This window comes from Pseudenhygromyxa sp. WMMC2535 (assembly GCF_011083025.2).
Genome location: NZ_JABJWV010000001.1, coordinates 1,124,182 through 1,148,891 on the forward strand (window position 1 = coordinate 1,124,182; position 24,710 = coordinate 1,148,891).

Here is a 24,710-nt window from a genome sequence, read left to right on the forward strand (position 1 = left end):
CAGCCACAAAAAACCACCTTGTCATATACCTCCCCCGCACTCCAATGTGTCACCACGATTGGACAGGAGACAGCGATGACCACATATCAAATGAACCGCTCACTCGGCGTAGCCCTGTTGACGATCGCTTGCGCGTCGTCGATCGCAGCCTGCACCGATCTCGACAACCCCAGCGACGAGCTCGCCCTCGACACGCCCACCGGCGGCGAGGTCCAGAGCTCGCAGTCGGCCACGCCGACGGCCAGCGAAGACTCGCAGAGCATGTCCACGGACGAGCTGCCCTTCGTCGACGGCATCGAGTCGGCCCAGACCTTCCTTCAGCTCCTCCCGGATCCCCTCCCCTCCGGGGAGAACGCGGCCTTGCACGTGCTCTTGCCCGCGGCTCAAAACGCCGAGCTCGACGACAGCCTGGTCCGCGTCGTCGGTGAGCTCGACAGCCCGATCGTGCTCTTCCGCGCGAGCTTCCTCCAGGAGGCGGGGGTCATCACGGAGAGCCCCGGAGACGAGTTCTTCACCACCTTCGTGCGCGTCGAGGACGACGACATCAACCACCGCGTCGAGGCCGAGGCCGCCCTCGCCGAGGTCGAGGAGCCCAGCGAGACCCACCTCGTCTTCAACGGCCGCACGCCGATCTCCCTGACCACTGGCATCGCCATCGACACGGACCAGCTCTTCGACGGAGGAGTCGTCCCCCTCGGCGCCTGCCCCTTCACCGCCACCTCCAAGCTCGAGCGCTGGGAGGAGTCGCTGGCGATCACCGACCTCGAGGTCGTCGAGGACCCGGAGCGGACCTTCGACCCCTGCACGGGCGACGGCAACCCCAACGGGGTCTGGACCTTCAAGCACCTCATGGAGGAGATGGCCATCCTCTCGGGGCTGAGCACCCACGACTTCGTGATCAGCTGGCTCGCGCTGTGGCTCGAGGACAGGGAGATCAACAGCGACCTCGTCCCGGCCCGGCCCGAGCTCTTCGATCGCGTGGTCGTACCCTGGGCGAACGCCAGCGGGGTCACGGCGAGCTTCGAGTCCGACGGCGAGAGCGCCAAGATCATCATCGAAGACGGGGAGCTCGACCTCGACATCGCCCCCTTCACCTTCGCGGCGCTCGTCAACCGCATCGACCTCGGCGAGACCAGCAAGGGCTCGGGCGGCTACAACGTCGGCTCCAACGAGGCCCCGCTCGACGCCGGCGAGCTGCGCTTCGTGTTTGGCGTCGCGGACCTCGACAGCTGTGAGCCCCTCCAGATGTCGGTGATCTTCGAGTACGGCGTGCCGATCGAGGGCTGCGAGGCCGTCCGCGAGTGGGCCCAAGAGTGGACCTACCTCAACGACGCGAGCCTGGGCGTCCGCTTTGGCGACGCCTGGCGCGCGCACCTCGAGGCCCTGACCGAGAGCGTCGTGCTGTCCGGAGCGGCCCCGGACAAGGGCAACGAGAGCGCGCTCAATCAGATCCGGACCAACGAGTTCATCGAAGAGTGGCAGTGGGAGCTGCTCGAGTTCACGCTCACCGACGAGGTTCCCGCAGACGACACGGACACCCCGAGCAACGGCCCGCTGCGCTCACACACCGTGGCCATGACCCCCGACGACACGAAGTTCCACCCCACCCCGAACAACACGGTGGACCTGTTCGTGGAGGCCGAGGTCCTTCCGCTCGTGAGGAAAAAGGTGCCAACGCTGCCCGACGACTGCAGCTCGAGCTACGAGACGGTCCCCTATTCCTACTACAACCCCGACGAGAAGAAGGAGACTCCCTTCCGCGGCGGCAACGCCTTCACCTCCAACACCGGGCCCGAGTATTGGGAGGTCAGCACCATGGACCCCTCCATCAACCGTGAAGCCTGCGCGCGCCACGAATTCTCGGTCAACACCTGCAACGGCTGCCACTACGGCGACACCGCGACCGAGTTCTTCCACATCGATCCCACGGTCAGCCCAGCGAGCTTGTCCGACTTCATGACGGGTGGCGGCAGCGGCAGCATCTTCCCCGTCTCGGATCCACAATTCGGCGGCTCGATCCCCGACTGGACCTACGCGGACCTCCACCGCCGCTTCGAGCGGCTCTACGGCATCGCCTGCGCGCTGTGCTCGGACGTCATCGAGATCGATCCAGAGGTGCTGCTCGAGGGCTTCCTCGAATTTGGCGGCGTGCCCGTCGATCTGACGCCCGACACCGGGCTCGACATCCCGATCGGCCCGATCCTCGAGTTCGACGTGGCCATGCAAGTGCTCGAGCTGCGCACCGACCTCGTCAATCCTGACTTGGCGGTGAGCACCGACGTCACCAACTTCTCGCGCCCTCCCCAGCGCTTCGTGCACTGACCTGCGCGCAGACCAGCCGCGGCCCGTGCCCGCGGCTGGTCCTCCCCCGCGGGGCTTGCTCAGCTGGGCTTGCGCGCGAGCACCTGGACCACCGCCGACTCGCCGTTGTGATAGCGGCCCTCGTGGACGGTGCGGACGCGCTCGCGCGCGATCTCGAATTCGAGCCCGGCCAGCTCCTCGCGCAGGCCCGCGAGGGTCATGGTGAAGTCGGGGTTCGGCGGGCCGCCGGTGCCACGCCCGATCTGGTCGGGGGTGTAGGCCTCGAGCACCAGCACCCCGCCAGGACGAAGGCCCGAGACGACCCGGCGGTGCAGCCCCCGGCGCACCTCCGAAGGTACGTGGGCCCAGATCGAGACGACCACGGACCAGGCCACCGGGGCGATCTCGAAGTGCGCGAGGTCGGCGATCTCGGTCTCGAGGCTGACGCCCGCCTCCGCGGCGAGCTGGGCGGCCCGCTCGAGGCCCACCGGCGAGAGATCCACCGCGGTCACCGAGCGCCCCCCGCGGGCGAGGAAGACCGCGTTTCGCCCCTGGCCCTCGGCCAGGCACAGCGCGGGGCCCTCGGGCAGCTGACCCGCGACCTCACACAAAAAGTCGTTGGGCTCGCACCCATATGCGAGCTCCTCTTCGGCGTAGCGTTTGTCCCACATTGGTCTGGAGGATAGCCCTCCCAACACCCCTGGGCGGGCGCGGCTGCGTCAATCGAGCGCAGCCCGAGACGCCGCCTCGGAGTCGGGGCCCAGAGGCGACTCTCAGTCCTGATCGAGCTTGGGGCGCGCGAGGAACTCGGTGCGCTGCTCGTCCCCCGAGGCGCCCCTCGAGGGCAGCGCAGCCCGCGGGTCAGCGTCGGGCCCAACGCGCACGATCACCTCCGTGCGCGGCTCGACCCCCGCTCGAGCCCCCTGCTCATTGGGCCGCACCAGCACCTCCGTCCGCGGCTCGCCGGCCCCCTGCTGCTTGGGCCGCACCAGCAGCTCCGTGCCTGCCGCCTCGCCGGGCCCCTGCTCGCCTGGCCGCACCAGCACCTCCGTGCCTGCTTCGTCCCCAGGCCCCTGCTCGCCTGGCCGCACCAACAGCTCCGTGCCTGCTTCGTCCCCAGGCCCCTGCTCGCCTGGCCGCACCAACAGCTCCGTGCCTGCTTCGTCCCCAGCCCCCTGCTCGCCCGGCCGCACCAGCAGCTCCGTGCCTGCCACCTCTCCGGGCCCCCGCTCGCCTGGCCGCCCCAGCAGCTCCGTGCCCGCCTCGTCTCCGGCGCCGCGGACCGGCCGAGACATGATCTCGGTCCCCGTTCCGCCGCCGGGCGGGCGCGGGCGCTCGAAGAGCACCGTCTCGTCGTCCTCGGAGGGCGCCTTGGCCCCCCGACCCTCGCCTTGCCCGCTCATCCGCAGCCACACCAAGACACCAAGGAGCAACACCAGCCCGCCGACGATGAGGAAGAGCCCGGGGTTCATGCTGGGACTCTACCGTGCCTGGGAGCCCGTGGTGAAACCCAGCGCGGCTCTGGCCATGTGTTCACACCCGCTCGGCTCGAAGCCGCTGGCGCTATTTCACGACCAGGCCGGTCTTGCTCACGACGATGCTGGCCTTCTCGTCGGGGATGGTCACCCGCCCCGCGGACTTCATGCTGCTGCCAACCTTGGTGCGATAGGAGGCCGAGTAGCGCCCTGGCGCCAGGTGGGTCGAGGCTTGCTTGCTCTCGAAGGCGTCGAGCTCGATGGTCCGCCCGCCGATCTTCACCTCGGCCCAGGTCACGCCCGAGCCGAGCGAGACCGAGACCTTGCTCTTGCTGACGGCCGGCTTCTTGCGGCGCCCCTTGGTCGGCTGCTTGGCGACCGCCGGCTCGACCGCTTCCTCGACCACCTCCTCGACCGGATCTGCGACCGGGTCCGCGGTGTCGGTACCGGTATCTGCCGAAGCGTCGAGCGCGGGCACCTCCGGCGCAACCTCGCCTGGCGCAGCCGCTCCCGCGACCGTCCCCTTCTCGGGCTCGGGCTCGGGCTCGCTCGGCGCCGGCGCGAGCACCGAGACCTCGGCGGCTCCCTGCGCCACCTCGTCGTCCGCGCCCGGCTCCTCGCTGGTCCTCCCGATCAGCGTCATCACGCCCGCGAGGGTCAGCAAAACCCCGAGTGAGGCGACACCCACGACCACGAGCCGGCGGCGATCTCCGCCCCCGCTCGCCCGCGGCACCGCGACCGCGGGCGGGCTGGCCTGCAACCGGCCGACGTCCGTGTCGCTGGCCTCGCGGATCAGCTCCGTGGCCTCGCTGTCGTCGATGCGCCCCGAGCTCGAGGCCGATGAGACGCTCGCGCTCACACTCGCGCTCGCGCCACGCATCACGTCGGGGTCGGACTTGCCGATCTCGACGTCACCGAGCGCGGCCCGGGGGACCACGGGGACGGACATGCTCGCCGAGGACCCGAGGTAGCGGCGCATGAGCTCGTCGAGCTCGAAGCGCACGTCACGGTAGCCCGACCAGCCCGCGAGGCGACGAAAGGCATCGCGGGCGCGTTGGACCCGCTGGCTGGGATCGGGCGCCAGCAGATCCTTGCGCAGCTCGTCGAGCTCGTAGGGGATGGTCTTGGGATCCCGGGTCATGGGCGGGATCTGGCCTTCGAAAATCACCCCGAAGAGCCGGCCCTCGTCGACGACCCCGCCCCTGAATTTTTGGTTGTCGAGCAGCTCGTGGAGCATCGCCCCGACGGCGAAGAGGTCGAGGGTGGGCTCGCGCGTCTCCCCGCGCAGCTGCTCCGGCGGCATGTAGCGCAGCTTGCCCTTGACGTGGATGCCGCTGGTGTCCTCGCTGGCCAGCCGGGCGATGCCGAAGTCCATGATCTTGACCTCGCCGGAGCGCGAGATCATCACGTTTTGCGGCGAGATGTCACGGTGGACGATGGTCCTGATCTCGCCCTCGACGTGGAGTTCGTGGGCGTAGGCCAGGCCCTTGAGCACCTCGCCGATGACGAAGGCGCTCATCGTGTCCGAGAGCTGCTCGCCCGACTCGCGCAGCTTCGCGCACAGCTCGGACAAGTTGAGGCCGTCGACCCACTCCATGACCATGTAGCAGGTGCTGTCCTCGGCCTCGTCGGCGTCGAAGACCTGCACGATGTTCGAGCTGTGCAGGAGCATCGACAGCCGCGCCTCGTCGAGGAACATCCGCCGCGCCATGGGATCCCGGCCCTTGTCTGCGGACAGAACCTTGATCGCGACCTTCTTGGCGGCCCCGCCGAGGGCCTCGCGCTGCCCCATCCAAACCTCGCCCATGCCGCCGACCCCGAGGCGGCGAGAGAGCGTGTAGTTGCCGAGGCGCTGCACGACCAGAGAGTCTCAAATCGAGCTCGGCTCGGGCCATGCCTGAACAAAGTTACAGAGCATTTCCTGACAGCGTCAAAAGCGCAGAGTCAGGCCGAGGGAGACCTGACGGCCGCGAGCGCGACCGACTCGGACCTCGTCGACCGCGAGCGTGAGTCCGGATACGAAGAGAACTCCGCCACCGACGCCCAGCAAGGTCGCGCCGGCGACGGTGCTCTCGTAGATGTTGCCGCAGCTGTCGGCGGTCGAGTCGTCCGTGGGCGGCTCCTTGGTGACGCTGCACTTGCCGTCGAAGGAGAGCAAGACGGCGCCAGCGACGACCATGCCCACGCCCGCCGCGAGACCGGCGATCTCTACACCCCGAGGCAGGAGGCGCTTGGGCTTCTCGCCCCGGTCGAGCGGCTCGGAGGGCGCCTCGACGTGCTCGGGCTTCTGCCCCGCCAAGGGATCCTCGTAGCGGACCTCGGCCACGGCGTCGGCCTGCTCGAGGCTCACTTCACGGCGCTCCCAGGGCAGCTCGCTCCCCTGCGCCCGGACCCAGAGCGCGTAGGTCCCGAGCAAGAGCGGCTGCTCGCGGCCCTCGAGCCGCCGACCCTCGAGGACGATCTCGCACGCGACCTCGCACTCGACGACCAAGGTCCCCCGGCCGCTCTTCTCGAGCGCGGCCAGGCGCTCGGCGTGGAGCTCCGCGACCGCGCGCCCAAAGGACTGGACCGGCGCGCGCTGGTTTGGATCCCGGCGGATCAGCGCGTCCATGGCCGCGCGAGCCTGCGCGTCGTCGCCCTCGGCGAGGTGCAGGCGCACGAGGATGACCATCGCCCGCAGCTCGGTCTCGGGGAGCTCGGCCGTGGCCTCGCCCGGGTAGCCCGAGACCTCCTCCAGAGCCGCCTCGAGCGCCGCGAGCGCCTCGTCGTGCGCCACCGAGGTGGCGTTGGCGACAGCATCGCTCAGCTGAGCCTGGGCTTCTTCGTAGTTCGCGCGTTCGGACGCGGGGGCGAGGACGAGCGCCAACAAAGGTGCGAGTAGATGGGCCATGCAGGCTCACAGGAGGTCATCAGCAACCCACAGTGAAGTCAAGACCGACATCCCATGCCCCGCGAGGGCCCGCCTCGCCTGCAGCGGCGAACTCGGGCCGCGCACCGGCTTCCCAGCCGGGCCCTGGGCTCGGCTCCAGCTCGCGAAGATCGCAGCAAAAAGACTGTAAGCAGGTCTTTTCAGGCCCCGTTCCGCGCCCCGACTCAAGGGAACGAAGCCACCATGCGCCGCCTCACCATCCAGCTCTCCGCCCTCCTCGCCCTCCTCCCCGCCCTCGGCCTGGGCTGCAGCGCGTCCATGGACGCCGAGTCCACGCCCGACTACGCCGCGGGTGATCACTACGCCGAGGACAGGTCCGGCTACGCCGGTCCCGAGGGCGACGCCACCGTGGTCACCGAGGTCGCCTCCGCGGACGACTACAGCTACGACAAGGACATCGCCGCGGCCGAGGAGATCAGCGCGGCGCCTGCCGAGCCCGCCCCCGCCCCCGCCCCTGCCGATGGCGGCGAGGCCCTCGGCGGCGCGGCGTCCAAGGCCTCGCCGGGCGGCTCCTCCGGTCGCCCGACCACCGCCAGCCGAAGCGCCAAGGCCAGGGGCAAGGGCAAGCGCGCCGCGGCCGATGCCGACGCCGAGTCGCCCATGGCCGACGCCGCGATCGCCCGCGACGAGCTCGAGGCGGGCGAAGAGACCGCCAAGATCGCCAAGCGCGAGCGAGCCGATCGCAACATCCAAAGCGGCACCCTGACCGCCGGCAGCTTCGACGACAACCTCAACCCCTGGGTCTTCGACCGCTTCGTCGACGAGGCCCGCCAGCAGCCCGACCTCGCGAGGATCGCCAACAGCTTCGCCTCGTCCCGCACCGTGCTGCGCGTCCAGGACAAGCAGGGCCGCCCCGTCGCCGACGCCAAGGTCACCATCGACGGCAAGCAGATGACCAGCCGCAGCGACGGCCGAGTGGTCTGGGTCGAGGGCTGGGACAGCGGCCGCCAGGGCCGGGGCCGAGCGGTGATCCAGCACGGTGAGACCCGCAAGGTCGTCGACATCAAGAAAGATCAGATCGAGCAGATGGTGGTCGTCGACGGCGAGCCCGGGACCTTGCCCAGCCGCCTCGACATCGCCCTGGTCATCGACGCGACCGGGTCCATGGGCGACGAGCTCGAGTACCTCAAGGTCGAGATCCGCGACATCGCCGAGGCCATCGCCCACCACTTCCCCGGCGTCGACCAGCGCTACGCCCTCGTGGTCTACCGCGACCAGGGCGACCAGTACGTGACCCGGACCTTCGACTTCACCGGCAACCTCGACGCCTTCCAGGCCGACCTCGCCGACCAATCCGCCAACGGCGGCGGCGACTACCCCGAGGCCATGGACGCCGCCATGGACGCCGCCGCCCAGCTCAGCTGGCGCGGCGCGGGCACGGCCCGGGTCACCTTCTTGGTCGCCGACGCCCCGCCCCACGCCAACAAGGTCGACGACACCCTCGACGCCGTCGACGGCCTGCGCGCCAAGGGGGTCGCCGTCTACCCCGTGGCCAGCTCCGGCGTCGCCGGGGAGGCCGAGTTCGTGATGCGCTCCGCCGCGCTGCTGACCGGCGCCCAGTACCTCTTCCTCACCGACGACTCCGGCGTCGGCAACCCCCACGCCGAGCCGCACATCCCCTGCTACACCGTCGAGCAGCTCGCCCCGCTGATGGTCCGGGCGGTCCGCTCGGAGCTCTCCGGCAAGCGCGTCGAGGCCGAGCAGCAGTACGCGATCCGCAGCGTGGGCAAGGGCCAGGGCGGCGTGTGCGAAAAGCCGCGCAGCACGGCGAAACTCGCCCGCTGAACTCCCCAGCCTGCCCTCGCGGCCCGCGGAGCGACTCGCTCCCGGGCCGCGATTTGTTTCGAAGCCTCGGGCGCCCCCTCCGAGAGTCGCCGCCTCGCCTCGCTCTCGCATCTATTTGGGCCCTGTGGTAGCTCCAGACCTGCGATGCCCCTGCTCGCCCTGCTCACCTTCACCTTCGCGGCGTTGATCGCCGGCCTGACCCTCGGCGTGCTGCTCAACCGCAACAGCTTCGAACGCCAGGTCGACGCCGAGGTCGCCGAGCTCTTCTCCGAGGTCGAGACCATGCCGACCTACTTCTCGCCCGAGCAGCTCGCCAACTTGCCCTCCCCCGTGGAGCGCTTCATTCGCCGCAACCTGCACGAAGGTCAGCCCCACCCCTCCTGCCTCCGCGCCCGCGAGCGCGGTGACATGCGTGAGCGCCCCGGCCAGCCGTGGACCGAGTACGTCGGCGAGACCTACCTGGTGACCGGCAGCCCGGCGATGCTGTGGTTCGGCCGCCTCCGCCCGCTGCCGATCGTTTGGATCGACACCCGCCAGCTCTACCTGCGCGGCCGGGCCCAGCTGCGCAGCAAGCTGCTGAGCTCGGTGTCCACCATCGACGCCAGCGACGACGCCACCCGCCGCTCGGCCCTGGTCCAGTACCTCGCCGAGCTCGCGCTCCTGCCCCCGGCCCTGCTGCCTGGGGACAACCTGCGCTGGGAGGCGATCGACGACTCTCGCGCCAGGGTGTTGCTCCGCGACGGCGAGCTCGAGATCGGCGGCGACTTCAGCTTCGACGAGCTCGGGAACATCGTCGCCTTCGAGACCCTCGACCGCCCCCGGGCGACGGCCCCCGGCCTCCAGCCCAAGGCGGGCGCGGCGATCTGGCGGGTCCGCTACGCCGAGCACCGCAGCTTCGGCGAGCTCCAGCTTCCCACCCAGGTCGAGGCCGAGTGGGAGCAAGAGGGAACGATCTTCCCACATGTCCGCATGACCATCGAAGCGGTCGAGGTCGACGTCCCCCGACGCTGGGGCGCCGCGGGTGACAAAGCTCAGGGCGACGCCCAGTCCCAGAACCAGGGCTGAGCGTCTGTGAGCTGGAGCGAGCAGTTCACCGCGCGAGAGCAGCTCACTGCGCTCGTGCACTAGGAGCCCGTGGTGGAACCCAGCGCGGCTCCTGGCGCCGGGATTTTCGTCGAGGGCGCGAAGCCAAAACGCCGCTGTACCGGGCGTACTGCCAGTTTTGGCGACAAAGCCCTCGGCGAAAAGACCAAGCGAGGTGTCGTGTTGGGTTTCACCACGGGCTCCTAGAGTCGAGCTCGACGAGAGAGCACCCGGGATCAGCCCTAGGAACTCGCCCTCCCGGTAGCCGAGCTCACGCTCCGCTCAAGCGGGTCATCGGGCCGGCTCAGCTGATTGTTGCGCCGTGGCGAGCGGTCGATAAGACTTCCAGAGCGAGCGAATGACGCCTCGCTCACACGGGTCTTCTCGTGCCTGACATCACCCGCCTCGACCCCGTGGTCTTCGTTTTCACCGTGCTCGACAGCGCGGACTCGGGTTGGCATGTCCGCAGGCTGCGCTGGGCCGAGGCGCTTTCGGAGCCCTACACCATCACCCTCGAGCTGCTCAGCGAGGAGCTCGGCGCGGACATCGACGCCCTGCTCGGCGCGAGCGTCGAGCTGATCGTCGAGCGCCAGGGCCTGAGCCACTGGGCCTACGGCGTCATCCGCCGCGTCGACGAGCTCGGCGAGATCGGCGATCGCCTGGGGATCCGCGTGCACATCGTCCCCGCGGTGGCCCTGCTCGCCCAGCGCGTCGACACGCGGATCTTCCAGGGCATGACCGTGCCCGAGATCGTCGCCGAGGTCCTCGGCCCGCCGCTGGCCGAGTACGAGCGCGAGGTCGACGTCGCCAGCGCGCTCACCGGTCAGTACGAGGCCCGCGACTGCTGCGTGCAGTTCCGCGAGTCCGACCTCGACTTTTGCCAGCGCCTGCTCGAGGAAGAAGGCATCGCCTACACCTTCGAGGCCGACGTCGACAACACCCGCGAGAAGCTGGTGCTGATCGACACGGTCGAGAGCTACCCCGAGGTCGAGGTCCTGCTCGGCGACGAGGTCCCCGTGATCGTCGATCGCCCGGAGCAAGCCGAGCTCGAGTCCCTGCGCAGCATCGAGCGCAGCTTGCGGGAGCGCAGCACCAAGGTCGCAACCCGCGGCTTCAACTGGAAGGTGCCCGACGCCCTCGACGAGGGTTCGGCCCAAGCCGACGATCCCCGCGGTCGAACCCGCGAGCTCTACCTCTTCGACGATCGCCGCCAGATCGTCGATGACCCGATGGGGGATCCCCAAGCCCAGAGCTTCACCGGCGAGGCCGTCGAGCAGCGCGGCCCGGCGGCCCAGCGCCACCACGAGCTCCAGCGTCGCTGGGATCACACGGCCGCCGGCAGCGCCAACGTGACCGGCTTTGGCGCGGGCCGGCGCTTCACCCTGGGTGACCACCGCCACGACGCCCTCGCGCACCAGCGCTTCTTGCTGACCCGCGTCATCCACAGCGGAGAGGCCCCCGAAGAGGAGCGCGGCGAGTCTTCTGCCGAGGGGCCGCGCTACCAAAACGAGTTCGAGTGTCTGCTCGAGGACGTGCCCTTCCGCCCGGCTGTGCGCACGCCCAAGCCCCGGGTCTACGGCGCCCAGACGGCGATCGTCATGGGCCCGCCCGACAACCCCGCAGAGGACATCCACACCGATCCCCACGGGCGCATCAAGGTCCGCTTCCACTGGGACCGGCTCTCGCCCGCGGACGAGAGCGCCTCGTGCTGGGTCCGCGTCGCCCAGCTGTGGGCGGGCAACGGCTGGGGCGGTGTGTTCATCCCCCGGGTCGGCATGGAGGTCGTCGTCGAATTCCTCGACGGCAACCCCGATCGCCCCCTGGTCATCGGCTGCGTCTACAACGGCACCCACACCCCGCCCTACACCCTGCCCGACGAGAAGACCAAGAGCACGATCAAGTCCGACAGCTCCCCGGGCGGCGGCGGCTTCAACGAGTTTCGCTTCGAGGACGCCAAGGGTAGCGAGCAGGTGTTCCTGCACGCCCAAAAAGACTTCGACGAGGTCGTGCTCAACAACCACAGCACCGACGTCAGCGTCGACCAGAGCAACACCGTCGGCGGCAATCAGAGCAACACCGTCACCGGAGATCAGACCGAGGCGATCACCGGCAAGCAGACGATGAGCGTCGAGAAGAACCGCAAGGTCACGATCACCGGCAGCCAGAGCGTGAGCATCTCGGGCGCCGCGCCCGAGGACGGGGTCAGCGGCTCGAAGCTCGACATCACCGGCGACTACGAGGTCGACGCCTCGAACACCATCGAGATCCAGGCGCCCACGCACATCAAGCTGACCTGCGGCGGCAGCACGCTGACCATGGTCCCCGGCAAGATCACCCTCAGCGCCGGCGGCAAGGCCGAGCTGGTGCTCGACGCCAACGCGCTGATGCACTCCTCCGCGGGCAGCAAGGTCTTGCTCGACGCCAACGCGCTCACCCAGAGCAGCGGCAACAGCAAGGTCCTGCTCGACGCCAACGCGCTCACCCAGAGCAGCGGCGGCAGCAAGGTCCTGCTCGACAGCAACGCGCTCACCCAGAGCAGCGGCGGCAGCAAGGTCCTGCTCGACGCCAACGCGCTGATGAACAGCCCGGGCACGGCCACGGTCTCGGCCCCGACCTCCACCTTGGCCGGCGGCGGCGGCAGCGTGGAGGCGAGCGGCGCCGGGGTGACCTGCGCCGGCGGCAAGGTCGACGTGTCCGGCGGCATGGTCAACGTCTCCGGCGGCCTGGTGAAGATCAACTGAGCAGCAGGCGGGCCCAGCGTGCAGTCCATCTCCGACCCCCTCAACGCGCTGCACGAAGACGGCTCGTGGTTCGCTCGGGCCCACGAGCTTCGCCTGTGGCTCGTGCGCTGCGACGCCAACTTGCGCAAGCCGGTGATCGACCTGCTGCCCAAGTTCGAATTTCACCACGACAACCGCAGCGCCTGGCCGCTGCTCCTCGACGCGCACACCCACGAAGACGGCGGCTGGCAGCTGCGCGCCAACAACCTCGCCGCCGACTGGCAGCGCCGCGTCGAGGCCTTCGCCCAAGACGGCGTCGAGCAGGGCAACGCCTGGGCGCAGCAGGGCCTCGGCGACGAGCTCGCGGACTTCCGCGCGACCGCGACGCTGATCGCCCAGGTCATGGCCCCGCCCCTCGACGGCCTGGTGCTCGTGCTCGCACCGACCATTGTCGAGGACGGCGCGGCCCTCGAGGCCGATCTCATGGCGCTGCTCGCCGAGCCGGACCTGGCGCGCTGCCGCTGGATCTTGGTCCTCGACGTCGACGTCGAGCCACCCCGCGCGCTGCTCGACGCCCTCGGTCAGGACTACGCGCAGACCACCATCTGCGTCGTCGATCCCGACGCCCAGCGCCGCGACCTCGCGGCCATGCTCGGCGGCTCCGACCCCAAGCACTTCGGCGCTGCCTGGCCCGTGGGCGTGACCCCGCCGCCGCGCGTCGATGACCCGCCCCCGCTGCCCAAGCCAGCCCGCGACCAGGCCCTGCGCGAGGCCGGCATCGATCCCGCGATGCTCGACGGCGCCCCGCAGCTCCGCGACGCCAGCCTGCGCGCGGCCCTGGCCATGCAGGAGGGCCGCGGCGCCGAGGCCATCGCGCACCAGCGCCGCGCCTGCCAGCTCTGCGCGAGCCTCGGGCAGGTCGACCTCCAGCTGATCACCCAGACCTCGCTGGCCGCCTACCTCTCGGGCCTCGGGCAGCGCGCCGCGGCCAAGCAGGTCCTCGACGAGACCGTCGGCCTCGCCCGCGAGAAGGGCCTGCGCCGCGGCGAGAGCCAGGCCCTGCTCGCCCTCGGCCTGATCCACAACCTCGACCAGGACCACGCGGCCTCGACCCAGGCCTACGTCGCCTCGGCCCAGGCCGCCGAGGCCGGCGGCGAGCCCGAGCTGGCCATCGAGGGCTGGCGCATGGCCGGCACCCTCGCCGCCTCGCTGCGCCAGGATCAGGCGGCCGTCGACGCCTTCGCCCAGGCCCTGCGCATCGCCGGCGCGACCGAGCCCGAGCGCGTCGCGGCCTCCGGCGCCCCCGAGGCCGCGCGCAGCCTGGCCACGGTCTACGAGCGCCATCAGATGCCCGCCCAGGCCGCCTCGCTCCACGCCCTGGCCGACAGCATGGAGAACCAGGAGAGCGGCGAGAGCCAGGAGAGTCAGGCGCTCGCCGACGCCGAGGAAGCGAGCTCCGGATGATCGCCAGCAGCTTCCTGGATCCGGTGCTCGGCATCGACATCCACTTCGAGATGGTGCCCACGCCGGCGCCCGTCCCCGTCCCGCTGCCGAACCCCTTCATCGGCATCGTCTTCGATCCCATCGGCCTCGCCTGCGGCATCGCCCTGGGCGCGGCCATCAGCGCCGTCGTCGGAGCCCCCTTTCAGGGCCCCGTCCTCTACTGGACCGCCTTCCCGGCGACCAACACCGGGACCGAGGCCATCCACATCCCCGGCCACATCCTGTTCCCGCCGGGCGTCGCCTGGGCGCCCTTCCCCAAGACCCCCAAGCCGGTCATTCACCCCGGCGAGACGCCCACCCCGGGCCTGCCCATCAAGCCCGAGAACGACGCCGTCGTCGTGTTCGGCTCGAAGACCGTCACGGTCATGGGCAGCAACGCCGTGCGCCTCGGCGACATCGCCCTGAGCTGCTCCGAGCCCCTGCGCCTGCCCTCGTCCGTGGTCCTCGCGATCCCCAAGGGCGCGCCGATCCTCATCGGCGGCCCGCCCTCGCTGGACATCATGTCCGCGATCATGGCCGCGCTGCGCACCCGCTTCGTCTCGGACTCGCTGCACGCCCTCGTCAGCCGGCTCAAGCCCAGCCGCTTCCGCAACCTCCTGCATCGCGCGGTCTGCTTCTTCACCGGCCACCCCGTCGACGTCGCCTCGGGCAAGGTCGTCACCAGCTTCGTCGATGTCGAGCTGCCCGGGCCGATGCCGCTGACCATCGAGCGTAGCTACTCCTCGGCCTTCGCCTCGCGCGACGGCCCGCTCGGCCACGGCTGGAGCTTCTCCCTCGACCAGGCCATCTGGCGCGAGCGCGGCAAGGTCGTGGTCCTGGCCGAGGACGGGCGCGAGATCGAATTCGACACCTTCGACCTCCCCGGGCACGCGATCGCCCCGGGTCAGGAGGTCCAAAACCCGATCGAGCGCGCGACCTTGCGCTGCAAGCCCGAGGGGTGCTGGGAGCTGACCGACAGCCAGGGCGTGGTGCGCGAGTTTGCCCCGGTCCCGGGGCGCGAAGACCGGGCGATGATCCAGCGTCAGCGCTCGCGCTGTGGCTTTCACGAGATCCGCTGGTTCTACGGCGAGCGCGGGCTGCTCGAGTGGGTCCGCGACAGCGCCGGGCGGATGATCGGCCTGCGCCACGGCGGCGACGGCCACCTGCACGAGCTATGGCTGCCCAAGCCCGAGGGCGAAGGTCACGACTGCCACCGTCGCTACACCCTCGACGACGACGCCGACCTCGTCGAGGTCGAGGACGCCCTCGGCGAGCGCTGGCGCTTCGCCTACGTCACCCACCTGCTCAGCCAGGAGACCGACCGCAACGGCCTGAGCTTTCACTTCGCCTACGACGGCCTCGGCGAGGACGCGTGGTGCGTGCGGACCTGGGGTGACGGGGGGATCTACGACCACGCGCTGGCCTACGACAAGCACGAGAAGGTCACCTACGTGACCAACTCGCGCGGGCACACCACCCGGTACCACATGAACTTGGTCGGGCAGGTGGTGAAGATCGTCGATCCCCTCGGCGGCGAATATCAGCTCGAGTACGACCCCACGACCCTCGGGCTGCTCGCAGAGACCGACGAGCTCGGCCGGCGAACGGCCTGCACCCTCGACACACGCGGCGACGTCGAAACGCTGACGACCCCCGACGGCCACGAGCTCGCCTATGTGCACGATCATCGCGGGCTCCCGCTGACCACGATCGACACGCTGCGAGGCGAATGGTCGTGGACCCACGACATCCACGGCCAGCTCGTCGAGTCGAAGGCCGCCGATGGCGGGACGACTCGCTTCGATCACAGCGGCGGGCACTTGACCCGCGTCATCGAGCCCAACGGCGCCACGACCCAGCTCAGCTACGGCCCACAGGGTCTCATCAACACCCTGCGCAGCCCGACTGGCGCCGTGCTGGAGTTCGAGCATGACGCGCTCGGCCGACGCGTTCACCAGCGAGGGCCCGAGGACGCCGGGTTTCGCTACGACTATGACCGCGAGGGCCGGCTGCTCCACCTGCATCGGCGAGGCGCGAGCCCCGTCAGCTTCAGCCACGACGCGGAGGGCATGCTGACGTGCATCAGCGACGCGGGCGAGTCCGTCGAATTCACATATACCGGCTCGAGCTGGCTCGCTACGCGGCGCGAGGGCGGGCAGGTCGTTGGCTACGAATACGACGGGGAGGGCGAACTGGTCGCGCTCGTCAACGAGCTCGGGCAACGCCACGACTTCGAGCTCGATGCGCGCGGGCTGGTGCGCAGCGAGATCGAGCTCGACGGCGCCCGGCGCAGCTACGAGCGCGACGCGGCCGGGCAGGTCACCAAGGTCACACTGCCCTCCGGGGCGTCCGAGACCCGCGAGTACGACGACGCCGGCCGGCTGACCGCGGTCGCCTACTCCGACGGGCGCAGCCAAGCCATGCGCTACCGGGCCGACGGCACACTCGCCGAGATCACCAACGAGTCGACGACCCTGGCCTTCGAGCGAGATGCGCTCGGACGCGTGCTCGTCGAGCGCTGCAACGATATCCGCGTCGACTCCAGCTACGATCTCGCGGGCAATCGCCTCGGCCTGCGCTCCTCGCTCGGCGCTCAGCTCGACATCGAGCGCGATGCACACGGAGAGGCGACGCAGCTGCGCTGCGCTGCGCCCAACACAGGCGAAGCAGCAGATACGGGAGCTCGCCCCTGGCAGGCACAATTCATCCGCAACGCCGCCGGTGACGTCGTCGATCGCCAGCTTCCTGGCGGCGTGCGCTCGCGCTGGACCTTCGACTCCGCGGGCCTACCCCGACAGCATCAGCTCTGGGACGGCGCCACAATCCAGCGCAGCACCTTCTATCAATGGACCGGCTCGGGACAGATCGCCGCGCGCATCGATGAGGTCACTCAGCGAGAGACCCGCTACGAGTACGACGCACGCGCGGGGCTATCGATACTCCGCAACGCCCGAGGCGCGAACACCGAGTCCATCCAGCTGCGCCTCGCGGATCCCGTCGGCAACCTCCACGCGCGCGCCGACCTGAAAGATCGTGAGTACGACCAGGCAGGCGCCCTGCGCCGGCTCGAGGACACAGACGGAGAGCATCGCTTTCACTACGACGAGGACGGCCACCTCGTCGAGCGTCACGACCCCGACGGGGGCCGATGGCACTATGTCTGGTCCGTCGCGGGCATGCTGCTCAGCGTCGAGACACCGGCCGGCGAGCGCATCGAATTCGAATACGACGGCTTGGGCCGACGCGTGGCCAAGCACGGGCCCGAGGGCAGCACTCGCTGGGCTTGGGACAACGACGTCCCCCTGCACGAGTGGCGCTCGCCAGACGCGGTCACCACCTGGCTGTTCGAACCCGAGACCCTCACGCCGATCGCCAAGCTCGGCCCCGACGCCCGGCTCTCGATCGTCACCGATCACCTCGGCACCCCCCTGGCCGGCCTCGACGAGCGCGGCGCCCTGACCTGGATGAGCGAGCTCGACGGCTACGGCTCCCCACAGACGACGCGCGGAGAGCCTTCTGACTGTCCATTTCGCTGGCCCGGTCAGTACGAGGACTCGGAGACCGGCCTCTACTACAACCGCTTTCGCTACTACGACCCGAGCATCGGAGCCTATATCAGCCGCGACCCTCTGGGTGTCCGCGGCGGTCTGAGGGCCTACGCCTACGTCCATGATCCCCTGACGTGGTTCGACCCCTTCGGCCTGGTCAAGGCGCCCAGCTCTCTGCCCGATGAGCCAGGTATCTATATTCTGACAAATGGCAACGATTCCTACGTTGGCAGCGCGGGTATCGGCGCCCAAGGCATGAACACGCGCATTTCGTCCACCAGCCACACCAAGGCCCAGAACTTGCTGTCTCAGCCAGGAACCACGGTTCAGTATGTCCGCGTGGACCTCGGCACCGCGACCTCTGGGAGTGATCGCAACAATATCCTGCGCTTCTTCGAGGCCCAGGAGCTCCAAAAACAACAGGCGCGTGGATTCAACATGCTCAACGGAGATGGCGTCCAAAGCGCAGCCAAGCGGACCCACGCAGAAGACCTCATCAGCCAGCACAACGCCTCGGGCAAGAAGCGCCGCACCACCTGCAAGTAGTAGGCTCCATCTCATGACTCGCCCCCACGGTTTCCTCGACAGCGACCGTGCCCGCTACGTCGACCCATCATCCGAGGGTCTCGCGTGCACCGGCTCCAAGAGCGCCTGTCGGTTCTTGATCGACGAGGGCGCTGCCCATGCCCCTTGGGGAGAGCCCCCCGACGCGCTCGCCGAGCTCCGCGTACTCCACCTGCTCCCGCCAGCGCGCACGCTCAAGAAGCCCGCGCTGCCCGACTACCTCCCCCAGGCCACGGCGCTGCGGCGACTCGCCATGCCCGCGCCGCTGGTCGCTGCCCTCGACGATCCCGCCCGCCTGCCCCCCTCCCTGTCCACCCTTCAGCTCGACTTCGACCCCGCGCTGCTCGAGCGCGGCCCCAAGCCCCTGCGCTGGCCACAGGCTTCGCTCCCCGACCTGCGCGGCCTCTACTTCGTCGGCCCCTCGCAGAGCACCACGCGCTGGATCGACCTCGGCCTCCAGCCCGCCCAGGTCCCCGGCCTCGAGTTCCTCAGCTGCGAGCTCGATCCCGCGGGCCAGGTGCGCTCCGCCGTCGCCGAGTTCGCCAGCCTCCGGCACGTCGAGCTCGCCGACATCGCCAACCACAGCGACATCTTCGACGACCTCCCCAAGCACATCGAAGCGCTGTCGCTGCGCACCTCCAAGCTGAAGTTCAGCCTCGCGGGGCTGGTCCGCCTGACCCGCATACGCGGGCTGCGGCTCAACGCCATCCGCACCGAGATCGACTGTGGCATGCTCGCCAGCTTGCCCGCGCTCGAGCAGCTCGTCGTGCTCAACTCGAAGAAGCTCACCAAGCTCGACGCCCTGCTCGAGGCCCCCGAGCTCACGCACCTGAGCGTGCTTCACTGCGGACGTCCGTTCAAAAAGGAGCTCGAGGCGCGCTTCGAGGCCAAGGGCTTCGAGGTCCTCGACATCGCCTTTTCCTGAGCTTTGCTCGCGACTGAAGGCCGCGAGCACGCGAGCCGAAGGTCAGCCCGAAGACCCGCCGCCCTCGGCCAGACAGTCCGGGCACTCCCCGCGCAGCTGGACCACCGCCTGCTTGATCGAGTCCGCCCACGGCCCCTCCATCGACAGCGACTCGGTCAGCGCGGCGGGCAGACAAGCCACCCGCCCGCAGTCTTCACACACGAAGTGCGGGTGGTGGTGCTCGTCGCCGTCCTCGCGCATGAAGGCGTAGCGATCGATGCCGTCGACGCGGCTGACCGGCGCCAGGCCAGCGTCGCGGAGCTTGACCAGGTTGCGGTAGATCGTCGCCGGATCCCAGTCGGTGTCGCCGAGCTCCGCGAGCACGTCGCTGTGCGAGAGCGGGCGCTCGGACACGGCGAGCACGCAGAGCACGGCGATGCGCGGGCCGGTCGCCCGTAGCTCGCGCTCGCGCAGCAGCGCTCGTGCCTCGTCTTTGGTGATGCTCATGGCGCCCTGGGGCCGCTGCGCGGCCGACCTCACCAGGGTAGGTGAAGGGGCTTGCTTGTGCAATCTGCTTGCATATATATGCTCGTGCAATCAGCTTGTAGAAGCATCCAACTTGGGAAAGTTGCACGGCGCTTCAAATATCGCCGGTTCGGAGCAGGACAGACCATGACACCAACTCACCCCCAGGCCCCCCCTCGAGCCAACGCGCGCCTCCCCGTCACCGTGCTCTCGGGCTTCCTCGGCGCCGGCAAGACCACGCTGCTCAATCAGGTGCTCAACAACCGCGAGGGCCGGCGCGTCGCGGTGATCGTCAACGACATGAGCGAGGTCAACATCGACGCGGCGCTGGTCGAGCGCGGCGGCGCCGAGCTCTCGCGCACCGAGGAGAAGCTGGTCGAGATGTCGAACGGCTGCATCTGCTGCACGCTGCGCGACGACCTGCTCGCCGAGGTCTCGCGCCTGGCCCAGGAAGGTCGCTTCGACTACCTGCTGATCGAGTCCACGGGGATCTCCGAGCCGATCCCCGTGGCCCAGACCTTCACCTTCGAGGACGAAGACGGGGTCAGCCTCAGCCAGGTCGCCCGCCTCGACACCATGGTCACGGTGGTCGACGCCGCGAGCTTCCTGCGTGACTACGACGCGGCCGAGGCCCTCGACGAGCGCGGCGAGTCCCTCGGCGAGGGCGACCACCGCACGGTCACCGACCTGCTCATCGACCAGATCGAGTTCGCCGACGTCATCGTGCTCAACAAGCTCGACCTCGTGAGCAAGAACCAGGCGAGCGAGGTCGAGGCGATCATCAGGGCGCTCAACCCCGGCGCGCGCGTGCTCCTGGCGACCCGCGGCCAGGTGCCCCTCGAGGCCGTCCTCGACACCGGGCTGTTCGACTACGACAAGGCCGCGAGCTCGGCGGGGTGGATCCGCGAGCTCCAGGGCGAGCACACGCCAGAGACCGAGACCTACGGGATCTCGAGCTTCACCTACCGCGCGTCTCGGCCCTTCGACGCCGAGAAGCTGTGGGACTTCTTCCATGATCCATCGGTCTGGCGCGGCGTGCTGCGCTCGAAGGGCTTCTTTTGGATCGCGGCGGACCACCGCGCGGCCTACGAGTGGGCCCAGGCCGGCGGGGTCAGCAGCGTGAACCCGGCGGGGATGTGGTGGGCGGCCGTGCCCCGCGAGCACTGGCCGCACCCCGAGGGCCTGCGCCCCGACGAGCAGCCCGGCTGGCACCCGCGCTTTGGCGACCGCGCGCAGCAGCTCGTGTTCATCGGCCAGGGCCTCGACGAGGCCACGGCCAGGGCGCGCCTCGACGCCTGCCTGCTCGACGACGCGCTCGCCTCGGCCGACAGCCGGGCGTGGTCGAAGCTGCCCAACCCCTTCCCCGAGCTTCAGCTGGCCGAGGCCCCACAGTGAGCGCCGGCGTGGATCGCCTCGGCGTGCTGGCGAGCAGCCTGTGCGCCGTACACTGCGCGATCGCGGCCCTGCTCCCCGCGCTGCTCGGCGCCCTGGGCGGCAGCTTCTTGCTGAGTCACCACAGCGAGTGGCTGTTCATCGCCGCGGCGATCGTCTTCGCGGCGGCGACGCTGGTGATCAGCTGGCGTCGCCATCGCTCGCGTCGCGTCGCGGCCTTGCTGATCACGGGCGTCGTCGGGCTGCTGACCTCGCGCGCCCTCGAGGACAACAGCGAGCAGCTCCACGCCGACGCCTCGGGCCTCGCCGGCACCGCCGTGGGCGTGGCCTCCGGGCTGCTGATCGTGCTGGGGCACGCCCTCAACCTCCGCGCCTCTCGCTGCCGATCAGAGGAGTGCGCATGAGCGCCGACAGCCTCGACCGCGAGCTCGAGTGGCTGATCATCGGCGGGGGGATCCACGGGGTCCACGTCGCCGCCCGGCTGATCGGCGAGGCCGCGGTCCCGCCCGAGCGCGTGCGCATCGTGGACCCGGCCGCTCGCCTGCTCGCGCGCTGGCGCGAGTGCACGGCGACCACGGGCATGACCCACCTGCGCTCGCCCTGCGTCCACCACCTCGGCCTCAGCCCCTGGGCGCTGCGCCGCTTCACCGACGAGCGTGGCCAGCTCCCGGGCGAGCCCGCGCTCTTTGCCCCGCCCTACGACCGCCCCTCGCTGGCGGTCTTCGACGCGCACTGCGACCACGTGATCGCGCGCTTTGGCCTCGACGCGTGCCACCTTCGTGATCGCGCGACGCGCTGCGCCCTCACCTGCGAGGGCGTCGAGCTGCACACCGCCGGCGGCCTCGAGCTGCGCGCGGAGAACCTCGTGCTCGCCATGGGCGCGAGCGAGCAGCCGCACTGGCCAGCCTGGGCGCCGCGCGACGACGCCAGGATTCAGCACATCTTCGCCGCGGACTTCGGCGCCTGGCCGAGCGCGGCCGAGCGCGAGACCGTCGCCGTCGTCGGGGGCGGGATCACGGCCGCCCAGGTCGCCCTGCGCCTCGTCGATGACGGCCACCGCGTCCACCTGGTCTCGCGCCACGCCCTGCGCGAGCACCAGTTCGACAGCGACCCCGGATGGTTGGGGCCGAGGTTCATGAGAGGCTTCAGCCAGGAGCCCGACCTGGATCGTCGCCGCGCGATGATCCGCGGCGCTCGCCACCGCGGCTCGGTGCCCCCGGACGTTCACCGCGCCCTCGTCCACGCCATCGACAGCGGCCAGGTCAGCTGGCACCAGACCAGGGTCGAGGCGCTCACCGCGGGCCGCGAGGCGCCGCTGCGCCTCGAGCTGGCGACGTCGGACCCCCTCGAGGTGCAGCGCGTCCTGCTGGCCACGGGCTTCGCCCCGCAGCGCCCCGGCGGCGCGATGATCGACGCGCTCGTCGCCTCGGCGAGCTTGCCCTGCGCCAGCTGTGGCTACCCGATCGTCGACGAGGCGCTGCGCTGGCACCCCAGGGTGTACGTGACCGGGCCGCTCGCGGAGCTCGAGCTCGGCCCCGTGTCGAGGAACATCGCCGGGGCTCGCCGCGCGGGGGATCGGCTCCTCGCACACCTCGCGGCGCCGCCAAAGCGCTCCGCCGCCGCGCGGAAGGTCTCCTGAGTCGTCCCGCGCGAGCTCGCCGACGCGCCACCACGGCTGCGCGACCCATCGCTCGAGCCTACCCGCGTCATCTCGCTCGGCCGCGGGCTCAAGCCGCCGGCGGCAACGCGTCGCGCATCTCTTGGGCCGACGCGTAGCGCTGGCCGCGGTCCTTGCTCAGCGCCCGAAGCACGAAGCCGTCCCAAGCCGTGTCCAGCCCCGGGCGCAGCGCGCTCGGGGGCTGGGCCGTCTCCGTGGCCTGGGCCAGGCTCACGGCGATCGGCGTCTCCCCCGTGAAGGGCGGGCGCCCCGTGAGCAGGTGGTAGGTCAGCGCCCCGAGGGCGTAGAGATCCGTGCGCGCGTCGTTGGGCCCGCCCTTGATCTGCTCGGGCGCCATGTACTCGGGGGTGCCCATGAGCATGCCCGTGGCCGTCATGCCCTCGAGACTGGCGATCCGGGCCAGGCCGAAGTCGATGATCTTGACCTGCTGCCCGCTGGTCACGATCACGTTGGCGGGCTTGAGGTCGCGGTGGACCACGCCCTGCTCGTGGGCCGCGGCCAAGCCCGCGCAGATCTCCATCACGTAGTCGCGCACGCGCTCGACCGACAGCGGCCCGTGGCGGCTCACGAGCTGAGCCAAGCTCGCGCCCTCGACGTACTCCATCGACAAGTAGAGGTGGCCCTGATCTTCGCCGACGTCGTAGATCTTGACCACGTTGGGGTGGCTGATCCGCCGCGCGGCGCTGGCCTCTCGGCGCAGGCGGTCCTCGGCCTTGGGATCGAGCAGGGCCATGCCGTGCATGATCTTCAGGGCCACGAGCTCGCGCAGCTGCTCGTCGAAGGCCAGGTAGACCGCCCCCATGCCGCCCTGGCCCAGGGCCCGCTCGATGCGAAAGCGACCCGAGAGCTGCTGGCCGGGCTCGAGGGTGAACAGCGCCTTGGCCCGGCTGCGCGAGCCGGCGCCGCTGGTGCTCGCCCCGCCCGCGCTCCCCGAGCCCTCCCCGAGCGCGAGCAGGGCCGTGTCGTCGAGCTGGATCTGCCGCGAGGCCAGGCGGTTGAGCTTGGCGTTGAGCTCGAAGTCGACGCTGCACACGATGGTCTCGAGGTGGCGAATTCGCTCCTCGAGCTCGGCGATGGTCTTGTCCCGCGGGTCCCCCTGGCCGCGCTGATGTGCGGGGAGCCGCGAGGCCTGATCGGCCGCCATCAGCATCTTCGCCCCGTCGGGCCCCTGCCTGAGCACCGCCATGCGCTCCTTGTGGCGCATGGCCATCAGCCGCCAGATGGTGATTGAGCCGAAGATCACCATCAAAATGAGGACGGGCGGCGCCATGAGTGAGCGCGAGCTTAGGTCACCGCGGACTCGGGTGGCAAGCGTGGCAACCGGCTACAAATCGCTCCGAGGGCCCGACGATTGAGCCGAGCTCTCGCAGCTCGCCACTCTCAGCCCTCGCCCAGGTCCGAGACCAGCTGCTGCACCGTCTGCACGACGCGAGGGTAGGCCCGCTCGAGCAGCTCGTCTTCGTCGCCCTCCCCCGCGAACAGCGTCTCGGGCAGCAAGGGCGCGCCGATCCGAAAGCGGATCGTGGAGGGGATGATCGGCAGCAAGGTCACGGGCGAGCCCATCCACAGCCAAACGATGACGATCTTCCAGCCCAGCGCGAGCGGGGAGAACAGGATCGGGAGCGCCCCGAGGATCCCCAGCACGCTGATCGCAAAGCGCTTCAGCCCAAGCAGGCGCGGAAAGACCAGCAGCCAGGGCAAGACCTTGGAGCGCAGCAAGATCGGCGCGCTGAAGTGGCTCCCGCGGATCCCCATCGGCACGATCGGGACGCCGGCGGTCTTGGCGATGCGCAGGAAGCCCACGCGGCCCGCGAAGTCGACCTCGTGCGCCTTCCAGATCGGGCGCAAGACCTCGTGGTCGCCGCCCGGAAAGACCAGCAGCGACGCTCCCCCTTCGAGCGCCTCGTAGGCGTGCGCGTAGGTCGAGGGCACCGAGCCCAGGGCGCGATGGAGCGGAGCCATGGGCCCGTGAAATCCGAGCGGGAGGGCGAAGCCCGCCAGCGGCGGCTCGCCGCCGAGTCGCTCGGCGTAGAGCGCCGCGAAGCTGCTCAGCTCCGCGAGCGCCATGCCGCCCGAGTGGTTGGCCACGAGCAGGAAGGGTCGATCTCGCGGCAGGTGCTCGAGCCCCTCGAGCCGCGGTCGGTGCATCAGCCGCGTGAAGGGTCGCACGTAGCGACGAAGGACCCGCAGCGCCCTGGGGCTCGGGCGCCCCGGGTGGGGAGAGAGCGTCGAGAGTGGCTCGCTCCCCCTCTCGCTGCGCCTGCGCCCCATGCCGCATTCTAAGCCACAGCCGCGCTCCACGAGGTGACAATCGTGTCGCCTGC

General features: G+C 70.1%; 17 protein-coding genes. 10 read left to right on the forward strand and 7 right to left on the reverse strand.

Translation table 11 applies throughout. The annotated features are described in order from the left end of the window. Positions 1 to 75 precede the first annotated feature (75 nt). Complete coding sequence (locus G6O69_RS04125) at positions 76 to 2,322, forward strand: hypothetical protein (RefSeq protein WP_172302227.1); 2,247 nt, start codon at positions 76 to 78, stop codon at positions 2,320 to 2,322. A 59-nt stretch (positions 2,323 to 2,381) separates the two neighbouring features. Here G6O69_RS04125 and G6O69_RS04130 read toward each other — a convergent pair whose 3' ends face one another. The 4 genes from G6O69_RS04130 to G6O69_RS04145 all read right to left on the reverse strand — a co-directional run bounded on the left by G6O69_RS04130 (position 2,382) and on the right by G6O69_RS04145 (position 6,666). Then, positions 2,382 to 2,972 (reverse strand): class I SAM-dependent methyltransferase, encoded by a 591-nt coding sequence (locus tag G6O69_RS04130; RefSeq protein WP_172302228.1) that lies wholly within the window; start codon positions 2,970 to 2,972, stop codon positions 2,382 to 2,384. A 102-nt stretch (positions 2,973 to 3,074) separates the two neighbouring features. Then, a complete protein-coding gene (locus G6O69_RS04135) occupies positions 3,075 to 3,773 on the reverse strand; it encodes a hypothetical protein (protein WP_172302229.1) in 699 nt (232 codons plus the stop codon). Positions 3,774 to 3,864: 91 nt separating this feature from the next. Continuing rightward, positions 3,865 to 5,634 carry a serine/threonine-protein kinase gene (locus tag G6O69_RS04140; RefSeq protein ID WP_172302230.1) on the reverse strand — a complete coding sequence of 590 codons (1,770 nt, stop codon included), beginning with the start codon at positions 5,632 to 5,634 and terminating at the stop codon, positions 3,865 to 3,867. A gap of 72 nt (positions 5,635 to 5,706) precedes the next feature. Then, positions 5,707 to 6,666 (reverse strand): hypothetical protein, encoded by a 960-nt coding sequence (locus G6O69_RS04145; RefSeq protein ID WP_176396617.1) that lies wholly within the window; start codon positions 6,664 to 6,666, stop codon positions 5,707 to 5,709. A 222-nt stretch (positions 6,667 to 6,888) separates the two neighbouring features. On the opposite strand from G6O69_RS04145, the gene G6O69_RS04150 reads away from it, so the two are divergent. The 6 genes from G6O69_RS04150 to G6O69_RS04175 all read left to right on the forward strand — a co-directional run bounded on the left by G6O69_RS04150 (position 6,889) and on the right by G6O69_RS04175 (position 18,812). After that, positions 6,889 to 8,490 (forward strand): vWA domain-containing protein, encoded by a 1,602-nt coding sequence (locus tag G6O69_RS04150; protein WP_172302232.1) that lies wholly within the window; start codon positions 6,889 to 6,891, stop codon positions 8,488 to 8,490. Positions 8,491 to 8,634: 144 nt separating this feature from the next. Then, on the forward strand, positions 8,635 to 9,555 hold the full coding sequence (locus tag G6O69_RS04155; RefSeq protein ID WP_172302233.1) for a DUF6544 family protein: 921 nt from the start codon (positions 8,635 to 8,637) through the stop codon (positions 9,553 to 9,555). A 404-nt stretch (positions 9,556 to 9,959) separates the two neighbouring features. Then, a complete protein-coding gene (gene tssI / locus G6O69_RS04160; protein WP_172302234.1) occupies positions 9,960 to 12,314 on the forward strand; it encodes a type VI secretion system tip protein TssI/VgrG in 2,355 nt (784 codons plus the stop codon). 18 nt (positions 12,315 to 12,332) lie between these two features. After that, positions 12,333 to 13,757, forward strand: a complete 1,425-nt coding sequence (locus G6O69_RS04165; RefSeq protein ID WP_172302235.1) for a hypothetical protein — start codon at positions 12,333 to 12,335, stop codon at positions 13,755 to 13,757. Next, positions 13,754 to 17,869, forward strand: a complete 4,116-nt coding sequence (locus tag G6O69_RS04170) for a DUF6531 domain-containing protein (protein ID WP_172302236.1) — start codon at positions 13,754 to 13,756, stop codon at positions 17,867 to 17,869. The genes G6O69_RS04165 and G6O69_RS04170 overlap by 4 nt, the downstream gene beginning before the upstream one ends. Positions 17,870 to 17,882: 13 nt before the next feature. Then, positions 17,883 to 18,812, forward strand: coding sequence for a hypothetical protein (locus G6O69_RS04175; RefSeq protein WP_172302237.1), 930 nt, complete (start codon positions 17,883 to 17,885; stop codon positions 18,810 to 18,812). A gap of 42 nt (positions 18,813 to 18,854) precedes the next feature. On the opposite strand, the gene G6O69_RS04180 is transcribed toward G6O69_RS04175, so the two are convergent. After that, positions 18,855 to 19,361, reverse strand: a complete 507-nt coding sequence (locus G6O69_RS04180) for a Fur family transcriptional regulator (protein ID WP_176396618.1) — start codon at positions 19,359 to 19,361, stop codon at positions 18,855 to 18,857. Positions 19,362 to 19,463: 102 nt separating this feature from the next. Between G6O69_RS04180 and zigA the strand changes: the two genes are divergently transcribed. The 3 genes from zigA to G6O69_RS04195 are packed head-to-tail and all read left to right on the forward strand — an operon-like array spanning position 19,464 to position 22,347. Further along, positions 19,464 to 20,711 carry a zinc metallochaperone GTPase ZigA gene (gene zigA, locus G6O69_RS04185; RefSeq protein ID WP_172302239.1) on the forward strand — a complete coding sequence of 416 codons (1,248 nt, stop codon included), beginning with the start codon at positions 19,464 to 19,466 and terminating at the stop codon, positions 20,709 to 20,711. Continuing rightward, positions 20,708 to 21,112, forward strand: a complete 405-nt coding sequence (locus tag G6O69_RS04190; protein WP_172302240.1) for a MerC domain-containing protein — start codon at positions 20,708 to 20,710, stop codon at positions 21,110 to 21,112. The genes zigA and G6O69_RS04190 overlap by 4 nt, the downstream gene beginning before the upstream one ends. After that, on the forward strand, positions 21,109 to 22,347 hold the full coding sequence (locus G6O69_RS04195; RefSeq protein ID WP_172302241.1) for an FAD/NAD(P)-binding protein: 1,239 nt from the start codon (positions 21,109 to 21,111) through the stop codon (positions 22,345 to 22,347). The genes G6O69_RS04190 and G6O69_RS04195 overlap by 4 nt, the downstream gene beginning before the upstream one ends. An 88-nt stretch (positions 22,348 to 22,435) precedes the next feature. Here G6O69_RS04195 and G6O69_RS04200 read toward each other — a convergent pair whose 3' ends face one another. Then, positions 22,436 to 23,656, reverse strand: coding sequence for a serine/threonine-protein kinase (locus G6O69_RS04200; protein WP_172302242.1), 1,221 nt, complete (start codon positions 23,654 to 23,656; stop codon positions 22,436 to 22,438). A 110-nt stretch (positions 23,657 to 23,766) separates the two neighbouring features. Further along, positions 23,767 to 24,555 (reverse strand): 1-acyl-sn-glycerol-3-phosphate acyltransferase, encoded by a 789-nt coding sequence (locus tag G6O69_RS04205; protein ID WP_217909765.1) that lies wholly within the window; start codon positions 24,553 to 24,555, stop codon positions 23,767 to 23,769. Between the last annotated feature and the right edge of the window lie 155 nt (positions 24,556 to 24,710).

What these genes read in the sequence shown, in the direction of transcription:
- G6O69_RS04195 (WP_172302241.1), top strand. Translation starts at nt 21,109, where the DNA reads ATGAGCGCCGACAGCCTCGACCGCGAGCTCGAGTGGCTGATCATCGGC.
- zigA (WP_172302239.1), top strand. Translation starts at nt 19,464, where the DNA reads ATGACACCAACTCACCCCCAGGCCCCCCCTCGAGCCAACGCGCGCCTC.
- G6O69_RS04200 (WP_172302242.1), bottom strand. Translation starts at nt 23,656, where the DNA reads ATGGCGCCGCCCGTCCTCATTTTGATGGTGATCTTCGGCTCAATCACC.
- G6O69_RS04150 (WP_172302232.1), top strand. Translation starts at nt 6,889, where the DNA reads ATGCGCCGCCTCACCATCCAGCTCTCCGCCCTCCTCGCCCTCCTCCCC.
- G6O69_RS04145 (WP_176396617.1), bottom strand. Translation starts at nt 6,666, where the DNA reads ATGGCCCATCTACTCGCACCTTTGTTGGCGCTCGTCCTCGCCCCCGCG.
- G6O69_RS04135 (WP_172302229.1), bottom strand. Translation starts at nt 3,773, where the DNA reads ATGAACCCCGGGCTCTTCCTCATCGTCGGCGGGCTGGTGTTGCTCCTT.
- G6O69_RS04130 (WP_172302228.1), bottom strand. Translation starts at nt 2,972, where the DNA reads ATGTGGGACAAACGCTACGCCGAAGAGGAGCTCGCATATGGGTGCGAG.
- G6O69_RS04170 (WP_172302236.1), top strand. Translation starts at nt 13,754, where the DNA reads ATGATCGCCAGCAGCTTCCTGGATCCGGTGCTCGGCATCGACATCCAC.
- G6O69_RS04125 (WP_172302227.1), top strand. Translation starts at nt 76, where the DNA reads ATGACCACATATCAAATGAACCGCTCACTCGGCGTAGCCCTGTTGACG.
- G6O69_RS04155 (WP_172302233.1), top strand. Translation starts at nt 8,635, where the DNA reads ATGCCCCTGCTCGCCCTGCTCACCTTCACCTTCGCGGCGTTGATCGCC.
- G6O69_RS04175 (WP_172302237.1), top strand. Translation starts at nt 17,883, where the DNA reads ATGACTCGCCCCCACGGTTTCCTCGACAGCGACCGTGCCCGCTACGTC.